The sequence below is a fragment of the Simplicispira hankyongi genome, from assembly GCF_003570885.1.
Taxonomy (GTDB): Bacteria; Pseudomonadota; Gammaproteobacteria; order Burkholderiales; family Burkholderiaceae_C; genus Simplicispira; species Simplicispira hankyongi.
Map to the genome: position 1 here is coordinate 643,966 of NZ_QXJC01000003.1, position 25,514 is coordinate 669,479.

The following is a 25,514-nucleotide window of genomic DNA, read 5'->3' on the forward strand; positions in this document are numbered from 1 at the left end:
TTTGAACCAGGAGTACTGCAATGAACCTTCGTCCCCTTGCTGACCGCGTGATCGTCAAACGCGTCGAGTCCGAAACCAAGACCGCTTCGGGCATCTACATTCCCGACAACGCCGCCGAGAAGCCCGACCAGGGCGAAGTGCTGGCGGTTGGCCCCGGCAAGAAGAACGACAAGGGCGAACTGGGCGCGATGAGCGTCAAGGTGGGCGACCGCGTCCTGTTCGGCAAGTACAGCGGCCAGACCGTCAAGGTCGATGGCGACGAACTGCTGGTAATGAAGGAAGACGACTTGTTTGCAGTCGTCGAGAAGTAATTCAAACGCTATTTATTCGATAGCTACTAGTGCTTACCAGATAAGCGCTAAAAACGTATTTAACCCATATTCAGGAGCTCCAACATGGCAGCAAAAGACGTAGTTTTCGGCGGCGAAGCCCGCGCACGCATGGTTGAAGGCGTGAACATTCTGGCCAACGCGGTCAAGACCACCCTGGGCCCCAAGGGCCGCAACGTGGTGCTCGAGCGCTCGTTCGGCGCCCCCACGGTGACCAAGGACGGTGTGTCCGTCGCCAAGGAAATCGAACTCAAGGACAAGCTGCAGAACATGGGCGCGCAGATGGTCAAGGAAGTCGCGTCCAAAACCAGCGACAACGCCGGTGACGGCACCACGACCGCCACCGTGCTGGCCCAGGCCATCGTGCGCGAAGGCATGAAGTACGTGGCCGCCGGCATGAACCCGATGGACCTGAAGCGCGGCATCGACAAGGCCGTCACGGCCCTGGTCGCCGAGCTGAAGAAGGCCTCCAAGGCCACCACCACCAGCAAGGAAATCGCCCAGGTCGGCTCCATCTCCGCCAACTCGGACGAATCCATCGGCAAGATCATTGCCGACGCCATGGACAAGGTTGGCAAGGAAGGCGTGATCACCGTGGAAGACGGCAAGAGCCTGGACAACGAGCTCGATGTCGTCGAAGGCATGCAGTTCGACCGCGGCTACCTCTCGCCCTACTTCATCAACAACCCCGAAAAGCAAGCCGCGATCCTGGACAACCCCTTCGTGCTGCTGTTCGACAAGAAGATCAGCAACATCCGCGACCTGCTGCCCACGCTGGAAGCCGTGGCCAAGGCTGGCCGTCCGCTGCTCATCATTGCCGAGGACGTCGAAGGCGAAGCCCTGGCCACGCTGGTGGTCAACACCATCCGCGGCATCCTGAAGGTCGTGGCTGTCAAGGCCCCTGGCTTTGGCGACCGCCGCAAGGCCATGCTGGAAGACATCGCCATCCTGACGGGCGGCAAGGTTATCGCCGAGGAAGTCGGCCTGACGCTTGAAAAAGTGCAGCTCTCCGACCTCGGCCAGGCCAAGCGCGTGGAAGTGGGCAAGGAAAACACCATCATCATCGACGGCGAAGGCCAGGCTGCCGACATCGAAGCGCGTGTCAAGCAAGTGCGCGTACAGATCGAAGAAGCCACCAGCGACTACGACCGCGAGAAGCTCCAAGAGCGCGTGGCCAAGCTGGCCGGCGGTGTGGCCGTGATCAAGGTCGGCGCTGCCACCGAAGTCGAAATGAAGGAAAAGAAGGCCCGCGTGGAAGACGCCCTGCACGCCACCCGCGCTGCCGTGGAAGAAGGCATTGTGGCTGGCGGCGGCGTGGCGCTGCTGCGTGCCAAGCAGGCTGCCGGCACCATCAAGGGCGACAACGCTGACCAAGAGGCCGGTATCAAGCTGGTGCTCAAGGCCATCGAAGCGCCTCTGCGCGAAATCGTCGCCAACGCCGGCGGCGAGCCGAGCGTGGTGGTCAACGCCGTGCTGGGTGGCAAGGGCAACTACGGCTTCAACGCCGCCAACGACACCTATGGCGACATGATCGAAATGGGCATTCTGGACCCGACCAAGGTCACCCGCACCGCACTGCAGAACGCCGCTTCGGTGTCCGCACTGATGCTGACGACCGAATGCATGGTCGCCGAAGCGCCGAAGGACGAATCCGCTGCCGGCGGCGGCATGCCCGACATGGGCGGCATGGGTGGTATGGGCGGCATGGGCATGTAATGGCCCCGGGGCGGGGCTTGCTCCGCCTCAGCACTGCACAAAACCCGCAGGTTCTACGGCCTGCGGGTTTTTTCGTTCAGGCAACCGACCCTTCGCCGTAGCCATTGGCCTGTGCTTCACCGGGCTGGACGAACCAATACAGCAGCACCAGATAGCCGATTCCAGTGACCGTGAGCAGTTGCCACCAGCCCGAACGCCCAACATCGTGCAGACGGCGCGTGCCCACGGCCAGCGCGGGCAGCAACAACAGCAAGGCAAGAATGCTGTACGCCACGTCGCCCAGCATGCCCGAGACAATCAGTGCCAGTATCTGGAACAGGAAGAACCACCAGAACTCAGACCGCGATGCACGGCCCGAAAACGTCGCGTACTGGCTCAGACAGCTTTGAATGGCCTGCATAAAATTCATGGTGCGGTTCCTCTCTTGGCGGGTGATGGTTGGATTGCGGGGCGCATGCCCCGCGCCATGATAGGCGCCTTGCGCCACCCGTTCACCCTCCTGCGAACGGGCTTCGCTTGCGGCCTCAAGACGGCATGGCGCCGCCCCGTTGCTTTTAATTTGATAGCTACAAACGCTTTCCCCATAAGCGCTGGACGCCTTATTTACTCTAGCTTCTGGCCCGACCTTGGCCACCGCTCAGGACGCGTCCCGCGTTAAGCCATTCTTCATGCCCGCCTCGCACCATGGCGGCATGCATTTCTCACACCGCTTTCTCCCGACCGCCCGGGCCGCGCTGCTGGCGCTGGCCTGCACCCTGCACCTGGCGCACGCCGCCGACACCACCGCCGCCCTGCAGATGCAGCGCTGGAGCGATGCCTCCGGCGCCCCTGCTGCTGCGCAACCTGCTGGACAACGCGCTGCGCTACAGCCCCCAGGGCGCATCGGTGCACCTGCGGCTCACGCCTGCGAGCGCCACAAGCCCGGCATCGCTGTGCGTGGAAGACAGCGGCCCGGGCCTCACGAAGAGCGAAATGGCGCGGCTCGGAGAGCGCTTTTACCGCGTGCTGGGCACGGGCCAGAGCGGCAGCGGCCTGGGCTGGTCCATCGTGCAGCGCATCGCGCGCCTGCACGGCCTGGGCTTGCAGGTGGATCGCAGCCCGGCGCTGGGCGGCTTGCGGGTGCAGGTGGCCTGGTGATGCCCTGCCTGAAGGTGCATGCGCAGGCAGGCGGCGGGGCTGCCTATGGGCGCAATTTACTATTAAAAATATAGCTGCTAGCGCTTACCAGATAAGCGCTATAGCCATATTTCTCTTGTATTTTCACATATCCGTGTGCACGGCCTGCGCCAGACCGTGGCCAACGGCGCTAACCACACCGATGGCGACATGATCGAGAGGGAGGCCTGGCCCCCACCGACAAAACCCGCACCGCACCACGGAACACCGGTTCGGTGCCCTCGCTGATCTACGCTGGCGCAGCCGCAGGAAAGCGTACCGTGACCAGCACACCGTGCGACCCGTGCGGGTTGGCGGCAAGCCCAACCGTGGCGCCGAATGCGCGCGCAATCTCCTGCACGATCGCAAGCCCCAGTCCGGTCCCCTCGGTGTCCTGCGAGACGCGGTAAAAGCGCTCGAACACATGCTCCATCGCCTCTGCCGGGATGCCCGGCCCGTTGTCTTCCACCGTCAGCGCGACGCCTGCGGCGGCCACGTGCACACCCAGCGTCACACGGCCGCCCTCCTGGGTGTAGCGCAGCGCGTTGTCCAGCAGGTTGCTCACCAAGGCATCGAGCAGCGCAGGTTGCGCGAACACCATTGCGACACCAGCGGCCTGTGGCGCGTCCAGGCCCAGGTCGATCTGGCGGCGGTCCGCCAGCGCGGCGAGCTGCTCCACGCAGCGCAGCGCCACGGCGGCAAGGTCGGTCGGCTCCAGCCGGGTGTGCGCATCGCCATGCTCGGCCTGCGCCAGCAGCAGCAGCTTGTTGGTCACGTCGATCAGGCGGCGGTTGCTGGTTTGCAGGGCCCGCCACATCGCGTCCATATCGGCGCGGCGCGTCTCCCAGTTCTGCCGGTGCTGGCGGGTGTAGCGTGCAAATTCGATCTGCGAGGCCTGCAGCGCCAGCGGCGTGCGCAATTGGTGCGCTGCGTCGGCAATGAAGCGCCGCTGCGCCTCCGAGTGCCTCTTGAGCTGGCGCACAAAACGGTTGATGGTCTCGGCCACCGGCCGCAACTCGGTGTGCAAGGCATGCGCATCCACGACGAAGTCCAGGTGCAGCGGGTCGCGCTGGGCGAGCTGGCGGCTCAGCCGCACCACGGGGCGCAGTTCCCAGGTCAGCGCCAGCGTCGTCAGCACCAAGGCCAGCACCAGCGCGATCAGCAGGTACTCCATGGACGGCTGCCACAAGGTGCGCACCATCTGGTCGCGGCTGGCGGTGGTCTTGCCGACCGCAATCGTGATGTCGCGCGCGCCGGCCACGTCGTACATGGCGCGTTGCGTGATCACGGCGCGCACGGACCGGCCTTCGAACGTGGCGTCGTACCACTGCGCGCGATCTGTGCCCACCAGCCGGCGCGGCTGCGGCAGGGGAAACCCCGGCAGGCCCGCCAGCAGCCGGCCGCTGGCATCCGTCACACTGAGATAGACACGGTCATGCGCCGGCGATACGAACAGGCTTAGCGCCGCTGGCGGCACGCTGGCCTGCACGTCGTCGCCCTCCCAGATCAGCCGGTCCGACAGCACCTTGGCCGAGGCGAGCAGGTCGTGGTCCTGCACGTAATCGGCCACCTCGGCGGCATTGCGCCAGCTCAGAAACCCGCACACGGCGACAAACACCGACAACGGTAGCAGCAGCCACGCCACCAGGCGCAGGCGCAGGCTAGCCATCGTCGCGGGTGCGCAGCAGGTAACCCACACCGCGCAGGGTGATGATGGTGGCCTGGCTGGCTTCGAGCTTTTTCCGCAAACGGTGCACATACAGCTCCACCGCATCGGCGCTGGGTTCGTCGTCGAGGTCGAACAAGCCGTCGATCAGCGTCTGCTTGGGCACCGTGCTGCCGGCCTTGAGCATCAACGCCTCCAGCAGCGTGCGCTCGCGCGGTGGCAGCGCCAGTTCGCGCCCGTCCAGCGCGAACGCGCGCGTGCGCAGGTCGTAGTGCAGGTCGCCACAAGTCATCTCGTTGGCCTTGCCGGGCACCTGGCGGCGCACCAGGGCCTTGATGCGGGCCACCAGCTCGCGGCTCTCGATGGGCTTGACCATGTAGTCGTCCGCGCCGATCTCCAGGCACAGCACCTTCTGATCGAGCGAGGCGGCAGCCGTCAGGATCAGCACCGGCACCTCGTCGCGCCGCTCCCGCAGGCGGCGCAGCACGCCTTTGCCGGACAGGCGCGGGATATTCAAGTCCAGCAGCACCACGTCGTAGCGCGCCTGCTGCAACTGCCGGTCGGCGGCGTCGCCGTCCTGCATGTGGTCGACCACAAACCCCTGCTCGCGCAGCAGGCTGGCCAGCCAATGGGCCAGTTGTGGGTCGTCTTCGATGAGCAGCAGCTTCATGGGTGGGGGCCAAATCATTCCACAAACCGCAGCAGAGCGTGCCCGGCCGGCAATGCAGCGAGCCTAGGGATAACCATGAGTGATTTCGCCACCGGCCGAAAGCTGTCCGAAGGATGGCAATTTTTAGACTGGCGGAACTCTGCGGCACCAGCGCTCGCAGCCCTTTGTACAACTCTGGAGACGAACCACCATGCATCCCTCACGCCGCATCCTGATCGCCAGCGCCTTCTGCACCGCACTGGCCGCTGCCGCCCCCTTCGCCCAGGCCGCCGATGCGCCTATCACCATCATGGTGGGCGGTATCAACAAGATCATTTACCTGCCGGCCATGCTGACCGAGAAGCTGGGCTACTTCAAGGATGCCGGCCTGGATGTGAGTCTGCAGTCCGCGCCCGCCGGCGTGAATGCGGAGAACCAGTTGATTGCCGGTGCCGTGCAAGGCGTGGTGGGCTTTTACGACCACGCCATCGACCTGCAAAGCAAGGGCAAGGAGATCGAGGCCATTGCGGTGTTGTGCAAGGTTCCTGGCGAAGTCGAAATGGTATCGACCAAGGCCGCTCCAACATTCAAATCCATGGCGGACGCAAAGGGCAAGACGCTGGGCGTGACCGGGCTGGGCTCGTCCACCGATTTCCTGACCCGCTACCTCGCCGGCCGCAAAGGGGTTGCATCGGCAGATATTTCTCTGTTGCCGGTCGGCGCCGGCAACACCTTCATCGCCGCGATCCAGCAAGACCGCATCCAGGCCGGCATGACCACGGAGCCCACCGTCTCGCAATTGCTCAAGACAGGTGACGCCCAGGTGCTGGTGGACCTGCGAACCGAATCCACCACCCAGGAGGCGCTGGGGGGTTTGTACCCGGCAGCGAGCCTGTACGTGCAAAACAGCTGGGCCGAATCGCACAAGGACGAGGCCTCGAAGCTGGCGAAGGCGTTCGCGCGCACCATGGTCTATATCCACACCCACACGGCCGAGGAGATTGCCGATCTGGTGCCGCGCGACTTCTACGGCAACGACAAGGCCCTGTACGTGACCGCCCTGAAAGCCTCGCTGCCCATGTTCACCACCGACGGGCACATGCCCGCTGGCGGCCCGGAAACCGTGCTCAAGGTGCTCGCCACCTACAAGCCACAGGTCAAGAGCGCGAACATCAATCTGTCCAAGACCTACACCAACGCGTATCTGGACGCCAAATAACCCTTGCCATCAAGATGCCCATGAAGAATGAACAGCCAGCCAGCGCAGGCAATACCCCGTCCATCGAATTCCGCGATGTCTCGCTGCGCTTCATCTCCGCAGACGGCAACGCCACGGTGGCGCTGCGCAACTTCAGCATGTCGGTGGCGCGTGGCGAGTTCGTCGCCATCGTCGGCCCTACGGGCTGTGGCAAGTCGACCACGCTGAACATGATCACCGGCCTGCTGCGACCCACCGTGGGCGAGGTGGCGATCATGGGGCAGCCGGTGCAGGGCATCGACCCGCGCATCGGGTTCGTGTTTCAGGCAGATGCCGTGTTTCCGTGGCGCAGCGTCAGGGACAACGTGGCAGCTGGCCCGCTGTTTCGCGGCATGCCCAAACCACAGGCGTATGCGCTGGCCGACGACTGGATTGCGCGCGTCGGCCTCGACACCTTCGGCGACCATTACCCGCACCAGCTCTCTGGCGGCATGCGCAAGCGCGTGGCGCTGGCGCAGACCTTCATCAACAGCCCCGAGATCCTGCTGATGGACGAGCCCTTCTCGGCCCTCGACATGCAGACGCGCACGCTGATGCAGGACGAGCTGCTGCAACTGTGGTCAGGCACAGGCGGCTCGGTGGTCTTCGTCACGCACGACCTGGAGGAAGCCATCGCGCTGGCCGACCGCGTGTTCGTCCTGTCGGCGCGCCCGGCCACGCTCAAGCGCGTGTACGAAATCGACCTGCCGCGCCCGCGCGTGATGTCCGAGGTGCGCTACGACCCGCACTTCATCGAGCTGTCGAAACACATCTGGGCCGATTTGCGCGAAGAAGTGGTGATCCATTGATCCCCCTCCGCCCTTGCTTACTCCAACAAAGAGACTACCCATGAGTGCCATTGCCACCCACAGCGTGACGCCGGGCAAAGCCGCGCTGCCCACCTCGCTCAGCGACGAAGCGCTGGCGCGCGAATCCACGCTCGCACAGGCCGCCATCCGCCGGCACCGTTTTGTCATCATCGGCCTGCGCATCGCGGTGCTGGTCACCGTGCTCGGCGGCTGGGAGCTGGCCGCCAACCGCAAGTGGATCGACCCCTTCTTCTACTCGCAGCCGTCGCTGATCTGGGCGCAGATCGTGGACTGGATTCGCAACGGCACCTCGCAGGGTTCTCTCTGGATGCAGGTGGCCGTCACGCTGGAGGAAACCATACTCGGCTTCCTGATCGGCGGCGTCAGCGGGATCATTGCCGGCATCCTGCTGGGGCGCAACAAGCTGCTGTCGGATATCTTCAGCCTGTACATCCAGATCGCCAACTCGGTGCCGCGCGTGGTGCTGGGCTCGGTCTTTGTGATCGCGCTGGGGCTGGGCATGGCGTCCAAGGTGGCACTCGCCGTGGTGATGGTGTTTTTTGTCGTGTTCGGCAATGCCTTCCAGGGCGTGCGCGAGGCCGACAAATACCTGATCGCCAACGCCCGCATCCTGGGTGCCTCGCCCCGCCAGTTGACCACCTCGGTCGTCATCCCCTCGGCGATGTCCTGGATTCTGGCCAGCCTGCACGTGAGCTTTGGCTTTGCCCTGGTGGGTGCAGTGGTGGGCGAGTTCCTCGGCGCCAAGCAGGGCATGGGCCTGTTGATTTCCACCGCGCAGGGCGCCTTCAACGCCAGTGGCGTGTTCGCCGCGATGATCGTGCTCGCCGTGGTCGCCCTGGTGGCCGACTTCCTGCTCACCCGGCTGGAAACGCGATTGCTGAAGTGGCGCCCCACCGTGTTTTGAGGGGTGCCCACCAAGTGACAGCCTGCGCCCTTGACCGCTCAGGATCACACAGGGGACAAACTTTTACTATCTAAAGAATAGCTGCTAACGCTTATCAGATAAGCGCTAGCAGCCAATTTCACTTATTTTTTACCTACCGTGTGCGTGGCCTGCGCCAGTTCCGTGATGCGCGCCCAGTCGCCTGCGCGCACGGCATCGGGCGGCGTCAGCCACGAGCCACCCACGCAGCGCACATTGGGCAGCGCGAGGTAGTCGCCCGCCAACTGCGCTGTGATACCGCCCGTAGGGCAGAAGCCGACGGCGCCAAACGGGCTGGCCCAGGCCTTGAGCAAGCCGAGCCCGCCCACGGCCTGCGCCGGGAACAGCTTGAGGAAGTCGTAGCCGTCCGCCAGGGCGGCCATGATCTCGCCCGAGGTCGCCACGCCGGGCAGCAGCGGCAAGGCGAGTGCGCGGCAGGCCGCGCCCACGGCGTGGGTGTAGCCGGGGCTCACGGCAAACACCGCGCCGGCTTCTTTGGCACGCCGCGCATCCTCGGCGTTCAGCACCGTGCCCGCGCCGACGATGGCGTCGGGCAAGGCACGCGCAATCGCTGCAATGGCCGGCAGGGCGGCAGGCGTACGCAGGGTGATTTCCAGCACCCGCACGCCGCCAGCGAGCAGCGCGCGCGCCAGCGGCAGCGCGTCGGCCTCGCGCTCGATCACGATGACGGGAATGACAGGCCCGAAACCGGGCAAATCCTGGGTCTTCAAAGCCATGTGCAGGCTCCTTGTTCGGCACCGGCAGCGTTCTGCCGGAAGTTGTGGAAAAGATCGCGTCCGAAGGTGTGCGCGGGCGGGGCGCTACTCTGTGCGGGCGCACGCGCATCCCATTCTTCTGCGCTCACCAGCACGTCGAGCGTGCCGGCGTCAGCATCGACACGCACGATGTCGCCATCGCGCACCCGCGCCAGCGGTCCGCCGCCCAGGGCTTCGGGCGTGACGTGGATGGCGGCAGGCACCTTGCCCGAAGCGCCGCTCATGCGCCCATCGGTCACCAGCGCCACGCGCAAGCCCTTGTTTTGCAGCACGGCCAGCGGCGGCGTGAGTTTGTGCAGCTCGGGCATGCCGTTGGCGCGGGGGCCCTGGAAGCGCACCACCGCCACCAGGTCGCCTTGCAGGTCGCCCGCATCAAACGCGGCCAACAAGGCCTCCTGCGAATCGAAGACACGCGCTGGCGCCTCGACCACATGCCGGTCATCCGGCACGGCAGACACCTTGATGACGGCGCGGCCCAGCCGCCCTTGCAGCAGGCGCAGCCCGCCCGTGGGCGAGAACGGCGCCGCCGCCGTGCGCACCACGCCTTCGTCGCCCGAGACCGCCGGTGCGGCCTTCGCACCGGCGCGGATGCCGCCGGCATTCACGCTGAGCACGTCCGCGTGCATCAACCCGGCGTCCAGCAGCTCGCGCAGGATCCAGGGCGGTCCGCCTGCGGCCTGGAACTGGTTCACGTCGGCGTCGCCATTGGGATAGACGCGTGCCAGCAGCGGCACGGCGGACGACAACTCATCAAAATCCGTCCAGTCGATGAAGATGCCCGCGCTGCGCGCCACCGCCACCCAGTGGATGAGGTGGTTGGTCGAGCCGCCCGTGGCCAGCAAGGCCACCATGGCGTTGACGATGCAGCGCTCGTCCACCAAATAGCCGATGGGCGTGAAGCGCGCGCCGCGCTTGCCAATGTTCAGCACGGTGGCCAGGGCATCGCGCGTGAACTGCTCGCGCTCGGGGCTGGCCGGGTGGGCAAAAGCGGCGTTGGGCACATGCAGGCCCATGGCTTCGAGCAGCATCTGGTTGCTGTTGGCCGTGCCGTAGAAGGTGCAGGTGCCGGGGCTGTGGTACGCGGCCTGCTCGGACGCCAGCAGCTCCGGGCGGCCCACCTTGCCCTGGGCGTAGTCCTCCCGCACCTTGGATTTGGTTTTGTTGGAGATTCCCGTGCCCATCGGGCCGGCGGGCACGAACACGCAAGGCAGGTGGCCGTAGTGCAGCGCGCCAATCAGCAGGCCGGGCACGATCTTGTCGCAAATGCCCAGCAGCAAGGCGCCATCAAACACGTCGTGCGACAAGGCAATGGCGGTAGACATGGCGATGGCATCGCGCGAAAACAGACTCAGCTCCATGCCCGGCGTGCCCTGGGTGATGCCATCGCACATGGCGGGCACGCCGCCCGCCACCTGCACCGTGGCGCCCAGGCGCTTGGCCTCGTCGCGCAGCACCGCCGGGAAGCCCTGGTAGGGCTGGTGGGCCGAGAGCATGTCGTTGTAGGCAGTGACGATGCCGATATTGGGCGCCTTTTCCACCGTAACCTTGAGCTTGTCGGCACCGGGCAGCGCGGCGTAGGCATGCGCCAGGTTGGCGCAGCCCATGCGATCCTGTGGCGGCCTGCGCGCGATCATGGCGTCGACATAGGCGAGGTAGGCAGCGCGCGTTTCGGCGCTGCGCTGAACGATGCGTGCGGTCACGCGCTCTACGGTTTCATGCATGGTGGGCTCCATCAGTGACCCCTATCCGGCGCAGCGAAAGCAACTCTGTGGTGCATGGCTTCTGGTGCGCAGGCGGGTTCATTACAAATTCATGGTGATTGACTGGCTTTGTCGTGTCGTGTCGATTCGTTGCGCTCGCTGCGGCCTTCTTCATGCCCTTGCAAGCGCCTGAAACACGTCGTGGCACGCGCCAATGTTGTGGTAATCGACTTTGCCGGCATTGCTCTTTTCGCGCGTGTGGTTTCGGTTGGCCTGGTCCAGGAGGCGAAACCAGCCCCCGTGCCCATGGTCCACAAAATGCTCCCAGCAATAGACCCAGATACGGTCGTACCAGTTCCAGTACTGCATGTCGCCGGTGGCGAGCGCCAGCATCGCGGCGGCGGCCAGGCTCTCGGCCTGCACCCAGTGGTATTTGTGGCCGTCGCAGACGCTGCCGTCCGGCGCCATGCCATAGACGATGCCGCCGTGGACAGCGTCCCAGCCCTTATCGAGCGCGGCATGGAACAGGAACTGCGCACAGGGAAGATGCCAGGGGGCCGGTGCCAGAGCATCGAGCTGCAGCAGCAGCTTGGCCCACTCGGTCTGGTGGCCGATCTGAAACCCCCAGGGGCGAAAGACGTTGCTTTTGTCGTGCCGGTGGTAGTCCCAGTCGATCGACCAGTCGGCGTGAAAATGCTCCCAGATCCAGCCCGGCCAACCCTGCGCCAACGCACCCTGGCGCTGGCAGATGCCTTGGGCAAGTTGCTCGGCGCGCGCCAGGTAGCGCACCTCGCCGCTGGCGCGAAACGCGGCGATCATGGCCTCGCAGGCGTGCATATTGGCGTTCTGCCCTCGGTAGTCGGCAAGCGTCCAGTCGGGCGCCGCCTCATCGGCATACAACCCGGCGCCTGGCAACCAAAAATGCGCCTCGGTGGTGTCAAACGCCTCGGCCAGCCAGGCGCGTGCCTCGGCCACCCCGGCCCGCAGCGCCCAGGCGTAGGCCAGCATGACAAACGCCATGCCGTAGCAGTGCCGCGTGGGGTCGAGCACCGTGGACCGCCCCGCGTGCCAGTCGATCTGCCAGGCGTAACCCCCGCTGGACGGGTCCAGAAACGCGCGGCGCAAAAAACCGAGCGCGTGCAGCATGCCCGCCTGATAGCGCTGCTCACCCGTGGTCTGGTACAGCATGGCGTGCGTCACGACGAAGCGCGCCGCGCTCACGAGGTGGCGCGTGCGGGTGTCGTAGACCGTGCCATCGTCGAGAAAAAAATGGTACATGCCGCCGCTCGGGTCGGTGGCCACGGGCTCGTAGAACGCCATGGTCTGGCGCATGTGCGCCAGCAGGAAGTCGCTGGAGCGGAAGTCGGGGCGGGAAACCGCCATGCCAAGCGTCTCCATGCCGTGCTACGCAGGGGTACGCAAGCGCCGCAGCAGCCCGGCGGTCGAACCATCCAGCCCGGCGGTAGTGCCGCTGGCCAGACGGGCGGCAAGGTCCAGCGCCAGTACCTTGCCCAGTTCGACACCCCACTGATCGAAGCTGTTGATGCCCCAAAGGCTGCCGCTGACAAACACGCGGTGCTCCTGCAAAGCCAGCAGTGCCCCCAGTGCGCGCGGGGTGAGCGCGTCGAGCAGCAAGAAGGTGCTGGGTCGGTTGCCCGGAAAATCGCGGTGGCCGTCGCCGTGCTCGCGCCCGAGCATCAAGGCCTGCGCCTGCGCCAGCGCATTGGCCAGGAGCTGGTCCTGGTGCCCGGGCAAGGTATGGGCCGCCTGGCGCACGGCGATGATTTCCAGCGGGATGACGTCCGTTCCCTGGTGCAGCATTTGAAAAAACGCATGCTGCCCATTGGTGCCGGGCTCGCCCCACAGCACGGGTGCCGTGCCGCCTGCGACCGGCGCGCCGCTTTGGTCCACCCGCTTGCCGTTGCTTTCCATCTCAAGCTGCTGCAAATAGGCCGGCAGGCGGGCCAGCGCCGCATGGTAAGGAGCAATGCAGCGGCTGGTGAACCCGAGAAAATTGCGGTACCAGACATCGAGCAGCCCCAGGCGCAGCGGCAGGTTGCTGGCGACAGGCGCGGTGCGGAAGTGTTCGTCCATGGCATGCGCGCCCGCCAGAAAGGCACGGAAATGCTCCGCTCCCACGGCAATGGCCAGCGCCAGACCAATGGCCGACCACAGCGAATACCGGCCGCCCACCCAGTCCCAAAAACCAAAACAGGTGGTGATGCCCAGTGCCGCCGCCGCTTGGGTGTTGGTGGTCAGGCCAATGAAGTGCCGGCCCACATCGCGCGCCCCCTGCGCGGCAAACCAGGCCAGCGCAGAGTGCGCGTTGGCCATGGTCTCGGTGGTGGTGAAAGTCTTGGAGGCAATGAGAAACACCGTGCTCTGCGGCTGCACGCCTTGCAGCACGGCATCGAGCTCATGGCCATCGACATTGGAGACGAAATGCAGGCGCTTGCCCGCGATGCGGTACGCCGCCAGCGCGCGCACCGCCATCGCCGGGCCCAAATCAGAGCCGCCAATGCCGATGTTGACCACGTCGGTGATGCGGCTGTCGGCGCGCAGTTGCTCGGCGTACGCCAGCATGGCCTCCAGCGTACCGTGCACCTGCGCCAGCAGGCCAACCACCTCGGGTCTATCACCGGGCAAGGCAAGGCCGGCGGGCCGGCGCAGCAGCGTGTGCAGCACGGCGCGCTGCTCGGTGGTGTTGATCGGGTCGCCGCGCAGCATGGCGTCGCGCTGGCCCTCGACATCGCAGCCGGCGGCCAGTTGCAGCAGCAGCGCTTCGGTCTCGCGGCTCCAGAGGTTTTTCGACAGATCGGCAAAGACCTCCGGCGCCTGTTGGCTGAAATGCCCGAAGCGCCCCGCATCGTGGGCAAAGGCTTCGCGCAGATCGAGCGTGCGGCCCTGGTCGCGGCAGTGCGCTTGCAGTTGCCGCCACTCCGGGGTTTGGTCACAGCGTGGCACGCTTGGCTCCTTGCAATTTCAGGGAAGAGGTTACGGCAAAATTCAGGTGATATGGTAACAAAATTACATGTTTTTGCCTATATTTCTGGAAAATATTGTCCCAATTTAGTCAATAACAATGTAACTTGATTACAATTTCTGGCAAACCCATACGGAGAGTGTTCATGAGTTTCGATCTGGTGCTGTTTGGTGGAACCGGAGACCTGGCGTGGCGCAAGCTGATGCCCGCGCTGTTCCAGGCGTTTCGCCACGGAACCCTGCCGCCGGGCGGCCGCATCATCGGCGTGGCACGCGACGACCTGAGCGATGCGCAGTACCGCGAGCTGATGGCCGAGCGTGCCGGCCGGGTCGAGCTGGCCAAGCGGCCCACCGCCGAAGAGTTCACGCAGTTTGGCGCCATGCTGCACTACCTGCGCATGGACCTGTCGCAGCCCGCCGACTACGCGCGCCTGGCTGCGTTGGTGAGCGAGCGCCATGCCGACTCGCTGGTGATGTACCTGGCGACAGCTCCCGCGCTGTTCACCTCGGTGGCCGAGCAGATTGGCGCGGCGGGCCTCAACGGACCGACCACGCGCATCGTGCTGGAAAAGCCCCTGGGCCACGATTTGCAGTCCAACCGCACCATCAATGCGCTGCTGCGCACAGTGCTCAAGGAAGACCAGATCTTTCGCATCGACCACTACCTGGGCAAGCCCTCGGTGCAGAACCTGTTTGCGCTGCGCTTTGGCAACAGCCTGTTCGAGCCACTGTGGCGGCGCGAGACCATTGCCAACATCCAGATCACGATTGCCGAAGACCTGGGCGTGGAGACGCGCGGCGCCTTCTACGACCAGACCGGCGCGCTGCGCGACATGGTGCAAAACCACGCCTTGCAACTGCTCTGCGCCATTGGCATGGAGCCACCGATCAACGCCAGCGCCAGCGCCATCCGTGACGAAAAGCTCAAGGTGCTGCAGTCGCTCAAACCGTGGACCCCCGAGACACTGGCGCACCATGTGGTGCGCGGGCGGTACACGGCCGGCACGGTGAATGGCCGTGCGGTGCCTGGCTACCTGGAAGAAGCGGGCGTTGCGCCCACCAGCACCACCGAAACCTTTGTGGCCCTGCGCACCGAGATCGCCAACTGGCGCTGGGCTGGCGTGCCGTTCTACATCCGCACCGGCAAGCGCCTGGCAGGGCGCGACGCCCACATCGCCATCAATTTCCGCCCGGTGCCGCACCCCATTTTCCGCACACCCAGCGGTGCGACCAACCGGCTGGTCATCAACCTGCAGCCCAAGGATGGACTGGAACTGCAGTTGCTGTCGCAAAGCGCCAGCCAGCACCAGGCGGAGCCGGCGCTCTCGCAGGTCAGCCTGGACCTGGACTTCGATCAGCGCTTTGGTGCCGAGCGCGTCGGCGCCTACGAGCGCCTGCTGCTCGACGTCATTGCCGGGCGCTTGAATCTGTTTGTGCGCAGCGATGAGCAGGAGGAAGCCTGGCGCTGGGTGGAACCCATCCTGCAGCACTGGCGCAACGACCCCACGGGCCCGAGGCCCTATGCCGCGGGCAGCTGGGGCCCAAGCGCCGCCAGCGCCATGATTGCGCGCGAAGGCCATTGCTGGAGCGAGGAAGTTTGAGCCGCCGGCCGCCGGCTTAGGCCGACGGCCGGCCACTGTCGAGCGCGCATGCCGCGCCGTACAGCGCCGGCGCGCCACCGGGGTCCACCACCCAGCAGGGGATGGAAGCCAGGTAGGCCTTGAAGCGCCCCTTGGCTTCAAAGCGCGCGCGAAAGCTCGACTGGTCGAACCAGGTTCCCAGGCGCGGCACGATGCCGCCGCCCAGGTACACGCCGCCCTTGGCGCCCAAGGTGAGTGCCAGGTCGCCGGCGACACTGCCCAGAAACCCGCAAAACATCTCCAGCGCCTGCAAGGCCAGGGCGTCGTGCTGTTCAAAGGCCAGGCCCGTCACCTGCGCCGCCTCGCTCACCTCCCGCCCTTCCTGCCCGTCGAGCTGGCGCAGCGCGTGGTACAGCTCCACCAGCCCGGCGCCCGAGACGGCGCGCTCGGCCGAGACATGGCCGTAGCGCTGGTGCAGCAAGGTGATGACATCGAACTCTTTTTGCGTGTGCGCCGCAAGCGACACGTGGCCGCCCTCGCCGGCAATCGGCACGCCCTCCTCGCTGCCCGGCGGAAACACCAGGCCCGAGACACCCAGGCCGGTGCCCGGCCCGATCAGCGCCACAGCGCTGCCCGCCACCGCCTCGCCGCCCCCCACGGGGCGCAGGTGCTCCGAGGTGAGCCGCGGCAGCGCCAGCGCCAGCGCGGTGAAGTCGTTGACAAACACCAGCCGCTGCAAGCCCAGGGCATCGCGCACGGCGCGCTGCGAAAAGCTCCAGTGGTGGTTGGTCATGTGGATGGCGTCCCCGGTGACCGGGTTGGCGATGCCAAACGCAGCCTCGCGCGGCTCGGGCACTTGCACCTGCGCGAGGTAGTCCTGCACCGCCGCTGTCAGCGTGGGGTAGTCGCCGCAGGGCTGTACACGGATATCGTTCAGCGTACCGCCTGGCACGGCCTGCCAGGCAAGGCGGATGTTGGTGCCGCCAATGTCGGCAAGAAGGCGAGAAATTTGCATAAGACGGCCGCTGCACGCCCCAAAACTTCTTGGAGCGGAAAGCTATTATTTATGTAGCTTGAAGCGCATATGGTATATGCGCAAAAGCCAATTTTTACTCCAAATTTTCCGATGGCGCCAGACCACAGCGGGCAGAGGACCAAGCCACACCAACCCGCTGGCCGGCCAGCCCAGCGTGCGCTCAGGCGATGCGGTCTTCCGTCCGGGCGTCAAACCAGTGGGCATGGGCAGGCGCAACCGCCAGCCCGACACGCTCCCCCGGCTGCACGCGGTTTTGGGCGTCGGTGCGCAGCGTGACGCTGCCCGCAGCGGTATCCACCGTCACATAGGTGTCGGGCCCGGTGGGCTCTACCACGCTGACCTCGCCGCGCCAGGCAGCGCCGTCGACCAGCTCCAGGTGCTCGGGACGCACGCCCAGCAGCAGCTCACGCGGCCCCTGCGGCGCCGCGAGTGCCAGCGGCACCTGCGGCAAGTCAAACAGGCCACCCACCTGCGTACCGCGCAGCAGGTTCATGGTCGGCGAGCCGATGAAGCTCGCCACCCAGGTGTTGGCCGGGCGGTTGTAGATGTCGTGCGGTGAGCCCAGTTGCTGCACCACGCCGCCCTTCATGACGGCGATGCGCGAGCCCAGTGTCATGGCCTCGACCTGGTCGTGCGTGACGTAGACACTGGTGATGCCACTCGCTTGGTGCAGGCGCTTGATCTCGGCGCGCATCTCCACGCGCAGCTTGGCGTCCAGATTGGAGAGCGGTTCGTCAAACAGAAAGAGCTGCGGCTGGCGCGCCAGCGCCCGCCCCATGGCCACGCGCTGGCGCTGCCCGCCCGAGAGCTGACCGGGTCGGCGCTCCAGCAGGTGGCTGATCTGCAGCATGGCGGCGACTTCGGCAATGCGCTTCTGGCGCTCGGCCTTGGGCATCTTGCGCATCTCCAGCGCAAAGCCGATGTTGTCGGCCACCGACAGCGTCGGGTAGAGCGCGTAGCTCTGGAACACCATGGCGATGTCGCGGTCGCGCGGCGCCATGCCGACGACGTTCTTGCCCGCGATGCGGATTTCGCCCTCGCTCGGCTCGGCCAGCCCGGCAATGATGCTCAGCAGCGTCGATTTGCCGCAGCCAGAGGGGCCGACGAGAATCAGGAACTCGCCCGGGGCGACGTGGATATCGATCTTTTGCAGCACTTCCACGCTCTTGTCGCCTTTGCCAAAGCGCTTGTTGATGCCGCAAATTTCCAGTGAAGACGCCATGATTCTTTATCCCTTGACGGCACCAGCCGTGAGGCCGCGCACAAAAAATTGACCCGCCAGCACATAGATCACCATCGTGGGCAAACCCGCGATGATGGCCGCGGCCATGTCCACGTTGTAGGCCTTGACGCTGCTCGACGTATTGGCCAGGTTGTTCAACCCAACCGTGATCGGCTTGGAGTCGGCCCCCGAGAACACCACGCCAAACAGAAAATCGTTCCAGATGTTGGTGAACTGCCAGATCAGCGCCACCATGATGATGGGCGTGGACAGTGGCAGCACGATGCGCCAGAAAATCTGCCAGAAGCTCGCGCCATCCATGCGCGCGGCATTCACCAGCTCTTTCGGAATCGCGGCGTAGTAATTGCGGAAAAACAGCGTCGTGCCTGCCAATCCGGCCAGGCAGTGCACCAGCACCAGCCCGCCGATCGAGCTCGACAAGCCCAGCCAGCCGAGGACCTGGCTCATCGGCAGCAGCACCACCTGGTAGGGCATGAACACACCAAACAGCAGCAGACCGAACAGCGCATCGCTGCCGCGAAACTTCCACAGGCTGAGCACGTAGCCATTGAGGGCGCCCCAGACGGTGGAGATAAGCACCGCTGGCACCACCATCAACACCGAGTTCCAGAAGAACGGCTGCAGGCCATGGCAATCGACCCCCGTGCAGGCCCCCGACCAAGCCATGCGCCAGGCGTCGCCATTGAGCGCGCTCGGCAGGGCCAGGAGCGAGGTGGAGCGGATCTCCTGCGCGTCCTTGAACGAGGTGACCAGCATGGCGTAGAGCGGCAGCAGGAAGAAGGCCGTGGCCAGCGCCAGCACCGCGTACACGAGCAGACGGCCCACTGAGGGGGCCACAGAGCGCTTAGTGTTCATGGGGCTTGCTCCGCAATTCGCTATAGAGGTAGGGAACCACCAGCGCCGCGACGGTCGCCAGCATCATGGTGGCGCTCGCCGCGCCCAGGCCCACCTGGCCGCGCGAGAAGGACATGGTGTACATGAAGGTCGCCGGAACATCGGTGGCGTAGCCGGGGCCGCCGGCCGTGAGCGCCATCACCAGGTCAAAGCTCTTGATCGCCAGGTGCGAGAGCACCATCAGCGTGGAGAAGAACACGGGCCGCAGCGCCGGCAGCACGATGCGCCAGTAGATGCGCGGCAGCGAGGCGCCATCGACCTGCGCCGCCTTGATGATGCTGTCGTCAATGCCCCGCAGGCCCGCCAGAAAGAGCGCCATGGCAAAACCCGCGCTCTGCCAGATGCCGGCAATCACCAGGCAGTAGATCGCCTTGTCGGTATCCACCAGCCAGTCGAAAGTGAACCCCGTAAAGCCCCAGCCGCGCACCAGCTTCTCGATGCCCATGCCAGGGTTGAGCAGCCACTTCCAGGCTGTTCCCGTGACGATGAACGACAGCGCCATGGGGTAGAGGTAGATGGTGCGCAATACGCCTTCGGCGCGGATTTTCTGGTCCAGCAGCACCGCCAGCAGCACACCGATCAACAGAGAGCCGCCGACATAGCCGACACCAAAAATGCCCAGATTCTTCAGGGCCACCCACCAGCGCTCCATGCCCCAGAGTTCCCGGTACTGCGCCAGGCCCGCCCACTCGTAGTTGGGCAGCATGTGCGAGGTCGTGAGGCTGAGCGCCCCATTCCAGACCATCAGGCCATAAATAAAGGCAAACCCAAGCACGAAGGCGGGTGCCACGACCACCTTGGGAAGCCAGTGTTCAAATGAATTCTTCATTGCTTAAACGTTGTGTTCTGCATGGCGCAGGACCGGGTGTTGCCCACGCCAGCCCATGCTGCCTGCATAAAAAGGGGGGCGCCGAGGCGCCCCCAAGAACAAAGCAACCCTTGGTTAACTCACTACCCCTCTTACCACCACACCTCGTACTGCACGCCCACCAACGTGCGTGAGGTTTTCCCGTTGGCGCCGAAACTCCCCGCATTGGCCACGGCCGCCGCCTGGTTCCAGTTGGCCCGGGTCACATACAGGCGCAGCTCAGGACGCGACCAGAAGTCCGCCCCTGTCGCCAGCGCGGCTGCCAGGGTGATTTTGTTCAAGCGCTGATCTGCCCCCACGCCCTTGCGCGTGGTGGTCGACACCTCGGCCAGCGCCTTGACATGCTCGGTGAAGGCGTACGACGCCCGCCCGCCCAGCGAGAAGTCTTTGGTCGTTGGCCCCCCAAGATCGGACTTGCTGGTTTGGTAGGCGGCCAAGGCCTGCCCACCGAAGGGCCCATGCTGCCAGTTGATCGAGTCCGCGATGCGCGTCACACGCTTGCCGGCGTTCAATCCGTCAATCGACTCAAACTCGCCGTCGATACGCGCATGGCCCTGTGAGCTTTGCAGGAACAGCGCGTTGTTCAGCCCCTTGACCAGAAAATCGGTTTGGTTGTGCGAAATCGAAATGCCGGTGCCCGAACCGCCATTGACCTGGCCACTGCCCCCCACCGCCGTCAGCAGCACCCGCAGCTTGCCACCCGGATTGGTATTTATCTCCGAGAGATCGGCGTTGACGCGGTGGGCTTTGGCCCCGGTCGGCAGATTGCCGTCGAACTTGTCACCGCTAAAGACGCCGATCCCCAGCTTCATGTTGCCAACGGCAATATCCGTCACGCCGGCCCCCTCGTTGTCACCGTAGTTCAACAGAAAGTAGTCGACGATGTGCACGTCCTGGATGCGCAGGCGGCGCTGACCAGCCCAGAACTTGGCTTCCGGGGCGAACGGCAGGCCGCTCATTTCCACATAGGCCTGTTCGGTACCGACCTTGCCGCTGCCCCACTTGGAGGGCATGTAGTTCACTTTCCACTTGACGCCATTGGTATCAAAGGTGCGTGCCAGGTTGATTTCAATGCCGTTGTCCCCTTCGTTGCCAAGACGGAACTTCTGCGTATCCCCACCCAGGGTCATGCCGCCTTTCACCCCGTCCGAGTCGTTGAATACCGGCCCGCCACGCGAGTAACCGTTGAATTCAAAGCCGGCAACGTCCATTGCCATGGCACCATTGGCGCATGCGGCGGCCAAAGCCACCGCCGCGAGGCGGTATCTTTTCTTCATGATGGAATCCCTCAGTGGTTTATTTGGTTTTCGCAGCGGCTGCGATTTGCTTCATCGCATCGGCCACCGTGATCTTGTCGTCGTTCCAGAATTGGCTCACCGCATCCTTGATGGCGCCCTCGATCGCAGGGGGAACCGCCATGCCGTGGGCAATGCTGGGCACCAGGCTGCCGCTCTTGGCGGTTTCAGCGAAGTCCTTGGCCGACAACTTGGCGCAATCGTCGAACTTGTCCATGGAGACACCCGAGCGCACCGGGATCGACCCCTTGTTGAGGTTGAACACCTCCTGGAACGCGGGGCTCATGATGGAGCCGGCCAAATCGGCCTGCGCCTTGCGGGCCGAGGCATCCTTGAGCTTGAAGAAGATGAATGAGTCCACGTTGAACGTGAAGGCATTGGCCGTGCCCGGCGCCGCAGCACACTGGAAATCCTTGCCCGGCTGCTTGCCAGCGGCAAGAAACTCGCCCTTGGCCCAGTCGCCCATGAACTGAAAACCCGCCTTGCCCTGAATCAGCATTGCCGTCGCCAAGTTCCAGTCGCGGCCAGGGGCAGAGGGGTCGGTGTACGCCTTGATGCGGCGAAAGGTCTCCAGCGACTTCTTCATGGTGTCGCTGGTCAGCGCCTTGTTGTCCAGCCGCACCAGGGCGTCCTGGTAAAACTTGGCGCCGCCGGTGCCCAGGACCACCGTTTCGAAGGTGGTGAAATCCTGCCAGTTCTGGCCGCCATGCGCCACGGGAATCAGCCCCGCTGCCTTGAGCTTGTCGGCGTCGGCAAAGAACTCGTCCCAGTTTTTGGGCATGGTGGCCACGCCGGCCTTTTTCAAGGCCTCCGAGCTGCCCCACAGCCAGTTGACGCGGTGCACGTTGACCGGGGCCGCCACGTAGGAACCCTTGTATTTCATGATGTCGCCCACGACCTTGGGCAGCACCTCGTCCCATTTCTCAGCCTTGGCAACCGGGTCCATATTGGCCAGGACACCCTCGGCGGCCCACTCCTGAATCGCAGGGCCTTTGGTCTGGGCAGCCGACGGCGGGTTGCCCGAGATGACACGGCTTTTGAGAACCGTCATGGCGCTGTCGCCACCGCCACCCGCCACAGCAAAATCGCGCCAGGTGTGGCCCTTGGCCTGCATCATCTTCTTGAGCTCCGCCACCGACTTGGCCTCGCCGCCCGAAGTCCAGTAGTGCAGCACCTCCACTTCCCCCGCACTGGCGGACAAGACCGCCGCCAGACCAATCGCGGCCGCAGCGATCTTTGTAATATTCCCCATAGCCTTGTCTCCTCGATGTTGTGAATCCGGTTGGCTGCCTGACGCACGTCGCCGTCAGCGCAGGCCATACTTTAATTACAATAATTAATTTACGTCCTGGTATTTTCCCTGAGTGCCCAGTCCCACGGTTTTCGCGGATATGCTCGATTCCATGGTCACGATCCTCATTGTTGAAGACGACGCGCTACTGCTTGACGCACTGACAGGCCAGCTCCAGCAACTGGGCTATGGCGTGCACACGGCATCGAGTGTCTCCCAGGCGATGGCGCTTTTGCAGGCACATGTGGTGGACGGCATCATGCTGGACCTGGGTCTGCCGGGAGCCGACGGCATGGAGCTGCTGGTCTGGGTGCGCAGCCACATCGCTGGTTTGCCGGTGCTCATCCTGACAGCGCGCGATGGCGTGGACGACCGCGTGCGCGGGCTCAACGCCGGTGCCGACGACTACATCACCAAGCCCTTCGACATGCAGGAGCTGCAAGCCAGGCTCCAGGCGATGTTGCGGCGCGCACGCCAGCCGGCGTTCACCCATGCCACCAGCACTGCAAACGGTCAAATCACGAGCCTGGGCGCCCTGGAGATCGACCACGGCAGCCACACGGCAGCGTTGGAGGGAGCGCCCCTCGATCTGACGCAGCGCGAATGGGAATTGCTGGAATTGCTGGTCCAGCGCTGCGGCGAGGTGGTCACCCGCGAGGACGTGCTGGCGGCTTGGCGCGCCAGCCCCAGCGAAGCCGGCCAAGTGGTGCCACCGGTCAATTCGAATGCGCTTGAGGTGTATGTCCACCGCTTGCGCAAGAAGCTCGATCCCTCCAGCCTGGCCATCCGCAACATCCGCGGACTTGGCTACATGCTGGCCAAGCCCTGACGCCATGCGCCCGGCCTCTGGCGTCTCGCTGCAACGCAAGCTCTTGCTGTGGCTGCTGTTGCCCCAGCTGGTGCTGTGGTTGTCCGGTGGCTTTTTTGCCTGGCGATTGGCGCTGCAAAACGGCGAGAAAGGCATCGATCAGATGCTCACGCAGTCGGTGCGGGGCCTCGCGCGGCAGATCAAGCCGATTGGCGACGGCCTGCTGGTCGATTTTCCCAAGGCCGCGCAAGACCTGCTGGAGCAAGACCCCGCCGACCGCATCACCTACATGGTGTCGTCTCCGCCGGGCAAGTTTCTGCTGGGCAACGCCCAGCTGCCGCCCCCGCCGCCGGTGGGCGTACGCGTCGGCGAACCCCTGCTGTACCCGGCGCGGCTGGATGGCAAGGCCGTGCGCGTCGCCCTGCTGGACGTGGACTACGGCACGCCCCAGGCGCGCCAGACGCTGCGTGTCCAGGTGGCGCAAAGCCTCGCCGTACGCAAGCGCATTGCCCAGGAGCTGCTGGCACAGATGCTGCTGCCCATGGGTCTGATGGGGCTGGCACTCAGTGCGCTGGTCTATGCCGGCGTGCTGCGCGGCCTGCAGCCACTCAAGCGCCTGGAAGCCCAGATTGAGCGCGCGGGCGCGCGCTCGCACGGCGGCACCGACCCGCTGCCGCCGATTGAACTCACCTCGGCTCCACAGGAGGTGCATTCGCTCGCCAGCACCATCAACCGGCTGCTCGAAGCCGTGGCGCATGGCCAGCAAATGGAAAAGCGCTTTCTGAACGACGCCGCGCACCAGTTGCGCACGCCGCTCGCCGGCCTGATCGCCCAGACCGAGCTGGCGCTGCACGAGAGCCATGAGACGGCGGTGCGCGAGCGCCTGGAAAAAGTCCTCGCTGCCGCCCGGCGCAGCGCCCATCTGGTGCACCAACTGCTACAGCTGGCGCGCTCGGAGGCCAGCATCGCCATGCAGCCCGTTGACCTGGCCACCTTGGCGCGCGAAGTGGCGCGCGAATGGGCCGCACGCGCCCTGGCCCAAAACATCGATCTGGGCTACGAGGGCGATGCGCAGCGCCTGGTGCAGGGCCAGCCCTTGCTGCTGCGCGAGGCGCTCAACAACCTGATCGACAACGCCCTGCACTATGCCGGCCAGGGCGCGACGGTGACGGTACGCGTCACAGCCGAGCCGGATGGCTGGGCGACTCTGGCCGTTGAAGACGACGGGCCCGGTGTCTCGCCCGTGCACTTGGCAGACCTGTTTTCGCGCTTCTGGCGCGGCTCGGACAAAGCGGGCGGCTGCGGCCTGGGCTTGTCCATCGTCGAGGAAATCGCGCTGCGCCACGGTGGGCGCACCGTGGCAGAGCTGATGGAGCCGCACGGCCTGCGCGCGGGTTTGCGCCTGCCGCTCAGTGGGGAACTTGTTCGGTTTCCCAATCAATCGAGTACGCGAAGGCGAAGCGCAGACAGTACAGGCGTACGGCAAGCGGAGCCGACAAAGTCATCGTTTGATTGAGAAATAGAACTCAGGCCGCCAGGATGAGCTTTTCCAGCTTCACCGCATCCACCGCAAAGGCACGAATCCCCTCGGCCAGCTTCTCGGTGGCCATGGCATCTTCGTTCAGCGCGTAGCGGAACCCTGCCTCGTCGTACTGAATGGCCGCGATGTCCATGGCGCGCGCGGCGCCGGCATCGAGCGCACGCGGCAGCGGGGCGTCACGCTGCGCCAACTGGGCCAGCAGGTCGGGCGCGATGGTCAGCAGGTCGCAGCCCGCCAGCGCCGTGATCTGGCCGATGTTGCGAAAGCTCGCGCCCATCACTTCGGTGCCAATCCCAAAGTGCTTGTAGTAGTGGTAGATCTGCGTGACCGACTGCACGCCGGGGTCATTGGCGCCCGCACGCGCTGCCTCGTCCCACGCAGCGCCGGCGTTTTTCTTGTACCAGTCGTAAATGCGGCCCACAAACGGCGAAATGAGCTGCACCTTGGCCTGCCCGCACGCCACGGCCTGCGCCATGGAGAACAGCAGGGTCAGATTGGTGTGGATGCCGCGTGCTTCGAGCTGGCGCGCCGCCTCGATGCCCTCCCACGTGGCCGCCACCTTGATGAGCACGCGGTCGATATGAACGCCCTCGGCCTGGTAGAGCTCGATGATCCGCTCGGCACGCGAAATGGTGGCGCTGGTGTCGAAGCTCAGGCGGGCATCCACTTCGGTCGATACGCGCCCCGGAATGATCGCCAGAATCTCGCAGCCAAAGCGCACCAGCAGGCGGTCAATCACCTCGTCCAGGGCACGGCCGCGCCAGGCGTCCACGGTCGATTGCAGCAGCGGTGCGTAGTCGGGTTTTTGCACCGCTTTCAGAATGAGCGAGGGGTTGGTCGTCGCATCCTGGGGCTGGAACTGCGCGAGCTGCTTGAAGTCGCCGGTGTCGGCAACGACGGTGGTGAACTGTTTGAGGGCGTCGAGCTGGTTCATGCGGGTCCTGTAGGGAAAACGTGGGACGGAGAAGGATCTTCCAAGTGTATGCGCCGCTGCACA

Annotated in this window: 23 protein-coding genes; 9 read left to right on the forward strand and 14 right to left on the reverse strand. The window is 65.0% G+C overall.

Annotated elements, in window-relative coordinates:
• The first annotated feature begins 20 nt into the window (after positions 1–20).
• Positions 21–311 (forward strand): co-chaperone GroES, encoded by a 291-nt coding sequence (locus D3F03_RS09685; protein ID WP_119109157.1) that lies wholly within the window; start codon positions 21–23, stop codon positions 309–311.
• Between the two features lie 84 nt (positions 312–395).
• Entirely contained in the window at positions 396–2,045 is a 1,650-nt protein-coding gene (gene groL, locus D3F03_RS09690; RefSeq protein ID WP_119109158.1) for a chaperonin GroEL, read from the forward strand.
• A 76-nt stretch (positions 2,046–2,121) separates the two neighbouring features.
• Here the strand turns inward: groL and D3F03_RS09695 are convergent, their stop codons facing one another.
• Positions 2,122–2,454 carry a DUF805 domain-containing protein gene (locus tag D3F03_RS09695; protein WP_119109159.1) on the reverse strand — a complete coding sequence of 111 codons (333 nt, stop codon included), beginning with the start codon at positions 2,452–2,454 and terminating at the stop codon, positions 2,122–2,124.
• Between the two features lie 404 nt (positions 2,455–2,858).
• Between D3F03_RS09695 and D3F03_RS09700 the strand changes: the two genes are divergently transcribed.
• On the forward strand, positions 2,859–3,182 hold the full coding sequence (locus D3F03_RS09700) for an ATP-binding protein (protein ID WP_342769312.1): 324 nt from the start codon (positions 2,859–2,861) through the stop codon (positions 3,180–3,182).
• Positions 3,183–3,450: 268 nt separating this feature from the next.
• Here the strand turns inward: D3F03_RS09700 and D3F03_RS09705 are convergent, their stop codons facing one another.
• Positions 3,451–4,869: a sensor histidine kinase gene (locus D3F03_RS09705; protein ID WP_158606151.1), complete on the reverse strand. Its 1,419-nt coding sequence runs from the start codon at positions 4,867–4,869 to the stop codon at positions 3,451–3,453.
• On the reverse strand, positions 4,862–5,536 hold the full coding sequence (locus tag D3F03_RS09710; RefSeq protein WP_119109162.1) for a response regulator transcription factor: 675 nt from the start codon (positions 5,534–5,536) through the stop codon (positions 4,862–4,864). The genes D3F03_RS09705 and D3F03_RS09710 overlap by 8 nt, the downstream gene beginning before the upstream one ends.
• Positions 5,537–5,726: 190 nt before the next feature.
• Here D3F03_RS09710 and D3F03_RS09715 point away from each other — a divergent pair, with 190 nt between their 5' ends.
• Genes D3F03_RS09715 through D3F03_RS09725 form a run of 3 tightly spaced genes read left to right on the forward strand, consistent with a single transcriptional unit; the run spans position 5,727 to position 8,486 of the window.
• Entirely contained in the window at positions 5,727–6,734 is a 1,008-nt protein-coding gene (locus D3F03_RS09715) for an ABC transporter substrate-binding protein (protein WP_119109163.1), read from the forward strand.
• Positions 6,735–6,754: 20 nt separating this feature from the next.
• Positions 6,755–7,561 (forward strand): ABC transporter ATP-binding protein, encoded by an 807-nt coding sequence (locus D3F03_RS09720; RefSeq protein ID WP_119109164.1) that lies wholly within the window; start codon positions 6,755–6,757, stop codon positions 7,559–7,561.
• A 40-nt stretch (positions 7,562–7,601) separates the two neighbouring features.
• Positions 7,602–8,486 (forward strand): ABC transporter permease, encoded by an 885-nt coding sequence (locus D3F03_RS09725; RefSeq protein ID WP_119109165.1) that lies wholly within the window; start codon positions 7,602–7,604, stop codon positions 8,484–8,486.
• A gap of 122 nt (positions 8,487–8,608) precedes the next feature.
• Here the strand turns inward: D3F03_RS09725 and eda are convergent, their stop codons facing one another.
• The 4 genes from eda to pgi all read right to left on the reverse strand — a co-directional run bounded on the left by eda (position 8,609) and on the right by pgi (position 13,944).
• The gene (gene eda, locus D3F03_RS09730) at positions 8,609–9,241 is read right to left on the reverse strand and encodes a bifunctional 4-hydroxy-2-oxoglutarate aldolase/2-dehydro-3-deoxy-phosphogluconate aldolase (RefSeq protein WP_119109166.1); all 633 of its coding nucleotides are present in this window, start codon (positions 9,239–9,241) and stop codon (positions 8,609–8,611) included.
• Complete coding sequence (edd, locus tag D3F03_RS09735; RefSeq protein WP_119109484.1) at positions 9,232–11,001, reverse strand: phosphogluconate dehydratase; 1,770 nt, start codon at positions 10,999–11,001, stop codon at positions 9,232–9,234. Before edd ends, eda begins: the two co-directional genes overlap by 10 nt.
• A gap of 150 nt (positions 11,002–11,151) precedes the next feature.
• On the reverse strand, positions 11,152–12,363 hold the full coding sequence (locus D3F03_RS09740; RefSeq protein ID WP_119109485.1) for an AGE family epimerase/isomerase: 1,212 nt from the start codon (positions 12,361–12,363) through the stop codon (positions 11,152–11,154).
• 21 nt (positions 12,364–12,384) lie between these two features.
• Positions 12,385–13,944, reverse strand: coding sequence for a glucose-6-phosphate isomerase (gene pgi, locus D3F03_RS09745; protein WP_119109167.1), 1,560 nt, complete (start codon positions 13,942–13,944; stop codon positions 12,385–12,387).
• A 164-nt stretch (positions 13,945–14,108) separates the two neighbouring features.
• Between pgi and zwf the strand changes: the two genes are divergently transcribed.
• Positions 14,109–15,563 carry a glucose-6-phosphate dehydrogenase gene (gene zwf / locus D3F03_RS09750; RefSeq protein WP_119109168.1) on the forward strand — a complete coding sequence of 485 codons (1,455 nt, stop codon included), beginning with the start codon at positions 14,109–14,111 and terminating at the stop codon, positions 15,561–15,563.
• Positions 15,564–15,579: 16 nt separating this feature from the next.
• Here zwf and D3F03_RS09755 read toward each other — a convergent pair whose 3' ends face one another.
• The 6 genes from D3F03_RS09755 to D3F03_RS09780 all read right to left on the reverse strand — a co-directional run bounded on the left by D3F03_RS09755 (position 15,580) and on the right by D3F03_RS09780 (position 22,130).
• Positions 15,580–16,557: a glucokinase gene (locus tag D3F03_RS09755; RefSeq protein ID WP_119109169.1), complete on the reverse strand. Its 978-nt coding sequence runs from the start codon at positions 16,555–16,557 to the stop codon at positions 15,580–15,582.
• A 181-nt stretch (positions 16,558–16,738) separates the two neighbouring features.
• Entirely contained in the window at positions 16,739–17,800 is a 1,062-nt protein-coding gene (locus D3F03_RS09760) for an ABC transporter ATP-binding protein (protein WP_119109170.1), read from the reverse strand.
• 6 nt (positions 17,801–17,806) lie between these two features.
• Complete coding sequence (locus tag D3F03_RS09765) at positions 17,807–18,676, reverse strand: carbohydrate ABC transporter permease (RefSeq protein WP_119109171.1); 870 nt, start codon at positions 18,674–18,676, stop codon at positions 17,807–17,809.
• Positions 18,666–19,544 carry a carbohydrate ABC transporter permease gene (locus D3F03_RS09770; protein WP_119109172.1) on the reverse strand — a complete coding sequence of 293 codons (879 nt, stop codon included), beginning with the start codon at positions 19,542–19,544 and terminating at the stop codon, positions 18,666–18,668. The genes D3F03_RS09765 and D3F03_RS09770 overlap by 11 nt, the downstream gene beginning before the upstream one ends.
• A gap of 131 nt (positions 19,545–19,675) precedes the next feature.
• Positions 19,676–20,860, reverse strand: a complete 1,185-nt coding sequence (locus D3F03_RS09775) for a carbohydrate porin (protein ID WP_245960564.1) — start codon at positions 20,858–20,860, stop codon at positions 19,676–19,678.
• A gap of 19 nt (positions 20,861–20,879) precedes the next feature.
• On the reverse strand, positions 20,880–22,130 hold the full coding sequence (locus D3F03_RS09780; protein ID WP_119109173.1) for an ABC transporter substrate-binding protein: 1,251 nt from the start codon (positions 22,128–22,130) through the stop codon (positions 20,880–20,882).
• A gap of 151 nt (positions 22,131–22,281) precedes the next feature.
• Between D3F03_RS09780 and D3F03_RS09785 the strand changes: the two genes are divergently transcribed.
• Complete coding sequence (locus tag D3F03_RS09785; RefSeq protein ID WP_119109487.1) at positions 22,282–22,998, forward strand: response regulator transcription factor; 717 nt, start codon at positions 22,282–22,284, stop codon at positions 22,996–22,998.
• Between the two features lie 4 nt (positions 22,999–23,002).
• A complete protein-coding gene (locus tag D3F03_RS09790) occupies positions 23,003–24,493 on the forward strand; it encodes a sensor histidine kinase (protein WP_119109174.1) in 1,491 nt (496 codons plus the stop codon).
• A gap of 10 nt (positions 24,494–24,503) precedes the next feature.
• Here the strand turns inward: D3F03_RS09790 and tal are convergent, their stop codons facing one another.
• Complete coding sequence (tal, locus tag D3F03_RS09795; protein WP_119109175.1) at positions 24,504–25,451, reverse strand: transaldolase; 948 nt, start codon at positions 25,449–25,451, stop codon at positions 24,504–24,506.
• Between the last annotated feature and the right edge of the window lie 63 nt (positions 25,452–25,514).

Coding starts and splice junctions, on each gene's coding strand:
- tal (WP_119109175.1), bottom strand. CDS start 25,451: ATGAACCAGCTCGACGCCCTCAAACAGTTCACCACCGTCGTTGCCGAC.
- D3F03_RS09705 (WP_158606151.1), bottom strand. CDS start 4,869: ATGGCTAGCCTGCGCCTGCGCCTGGTGGCGTGGCTGCTGCTACCGTTG.
- edd (WP_119109484.1), bottom strand. CDS start 11,001: ATGCATGAAACCGTAGAGCGCGTGACCGCACGCATCGTTCAGCGCAGC.
- D3F03_RS09695 (WP_119109159.1), bottom strand. CDS start 2,454: ATGAATTTTATGCAGGCCATTCAAAGCTGTCTGAGCCAGTACGCGACG.
- D3F03_RS09760 (WP_119109170.1), bottom strand. CDS start 17,800: ATGGCGTCTTCACTGGAAATTTGCGGCATCAACAAGCGCTTTGGCAAA.
- D3F03_RS09685 (WP_119109157.1), top strand. CDS start 21: ATGAACCTTCGTCCCCTTGCTGACCGCGTGATCGTCAAACGCGTCGAG.
- D3F03_RS09765 (WP_119109171.1), bottom strand. CDS start 18,676: ATGAACACTAAGCGCTCTGTGGCCCCCTCAGTGGGCCGTCTGCTCGTG.
- D3F03_RS09725 (WP_119109165.1), top strand. CDS start 7,602: ATGAGTGCCATTGCCACCCACAGCGTGACGCCGGGCAAAGCCGCGCTG.
- D3F03_RS09780 (WP_119109173.1), bottom strand. CDS start 22,130: ATGGGGAATATTACAAAGATCGCTGCGGCCGCGATTGGTCTGGCGGCG.
- eda (WP_119109166.1), bottom strand. CDS start 9,241: ATGGCTTTGAAGACCCAGGATTTGCCCGGTTTCGGGCCTGTCATTCCC.
- D3F03_RS09775 (WP_245960564.1), bottom strand. CDS start 20,860: ATGAAGAAAAGATACCGCCTCGCGGCGGTGGCTTTGGCCGCCGCATGC.
- D3F03_RS09715 (WP_119109163.1), top strand. CDS start 5,727: ATGCATCCCTCACGCCGCATCCTGATCGCCAGCGCCTTCTGCACCGCA.
- D3F03_RS09770 (WP_119109172.1), bottom strand. CDS start 19,544: ATGAAGAATTCATTTGAACACTGGCTTCCCAAGGTGGTCGTGGCACCC.
- D3F03_RS09710 (WP_119109162.1), bottom strand. CDS start 5,536: ATGAAGCTGCTGCTCATCGAAGACGACCCACAACTGGCCCATTGGCTG.
- D3F03_RS09720 (WP_119109164.1), top strand. CDS start 6,755: ATGAAGAATGAACAGCCAGCCAGCGCAGGCAATACCCCGTCCATCGAA.
- groL (WP_119109158.1), top strand. CDS start 396: ATGGCAGCAAAAGACGTAGTTTTCGGCGGCGAAGCCCGCGCACGCATG.
- D3F03_RS09700 (WP_342769312.1), top strand. CDS start 2,859: ATGCCTCCGGCGCCCCTGCTGCTGCGCAACCTGCTGGACAACGCGCTG.
- zwf (WP_119109168.1), top strand. CDS start 14,109: ATGAGTTTCGATCTGGTGCTGTTTGGTGGAACCGGAGACCTGGCGTGG.
- D3F03_RS09785 (WP_119109487.1), top strand. CDS start 22,282: ATGGTCACGATCCTCATTGTTGAAGACGACGCGCTACTGCTTGACGCA.
- D3F03_RS09790 (WP_119109174.1), top strand. CDS start 23,003: ATGCGCCCGGCCTCTGGCGTCTCGCTGCAACGCAAGCTCTTGCTGTGG.
- D3F03_RS09740 (WP_119109485.1), bottom strand. CDS start 12,363: ATGGCGGTTTCCCGCCCCGACTTCCGCTCCAGCGACTTCCTGCTGGCG.
- D3F03_RS09755 (WP_119109169.1), bottom strand. CDS start 16,557: ATGCAAATTTCTCGCCTTCTTGCCGACATTGGCGGCACCAACATCCGC.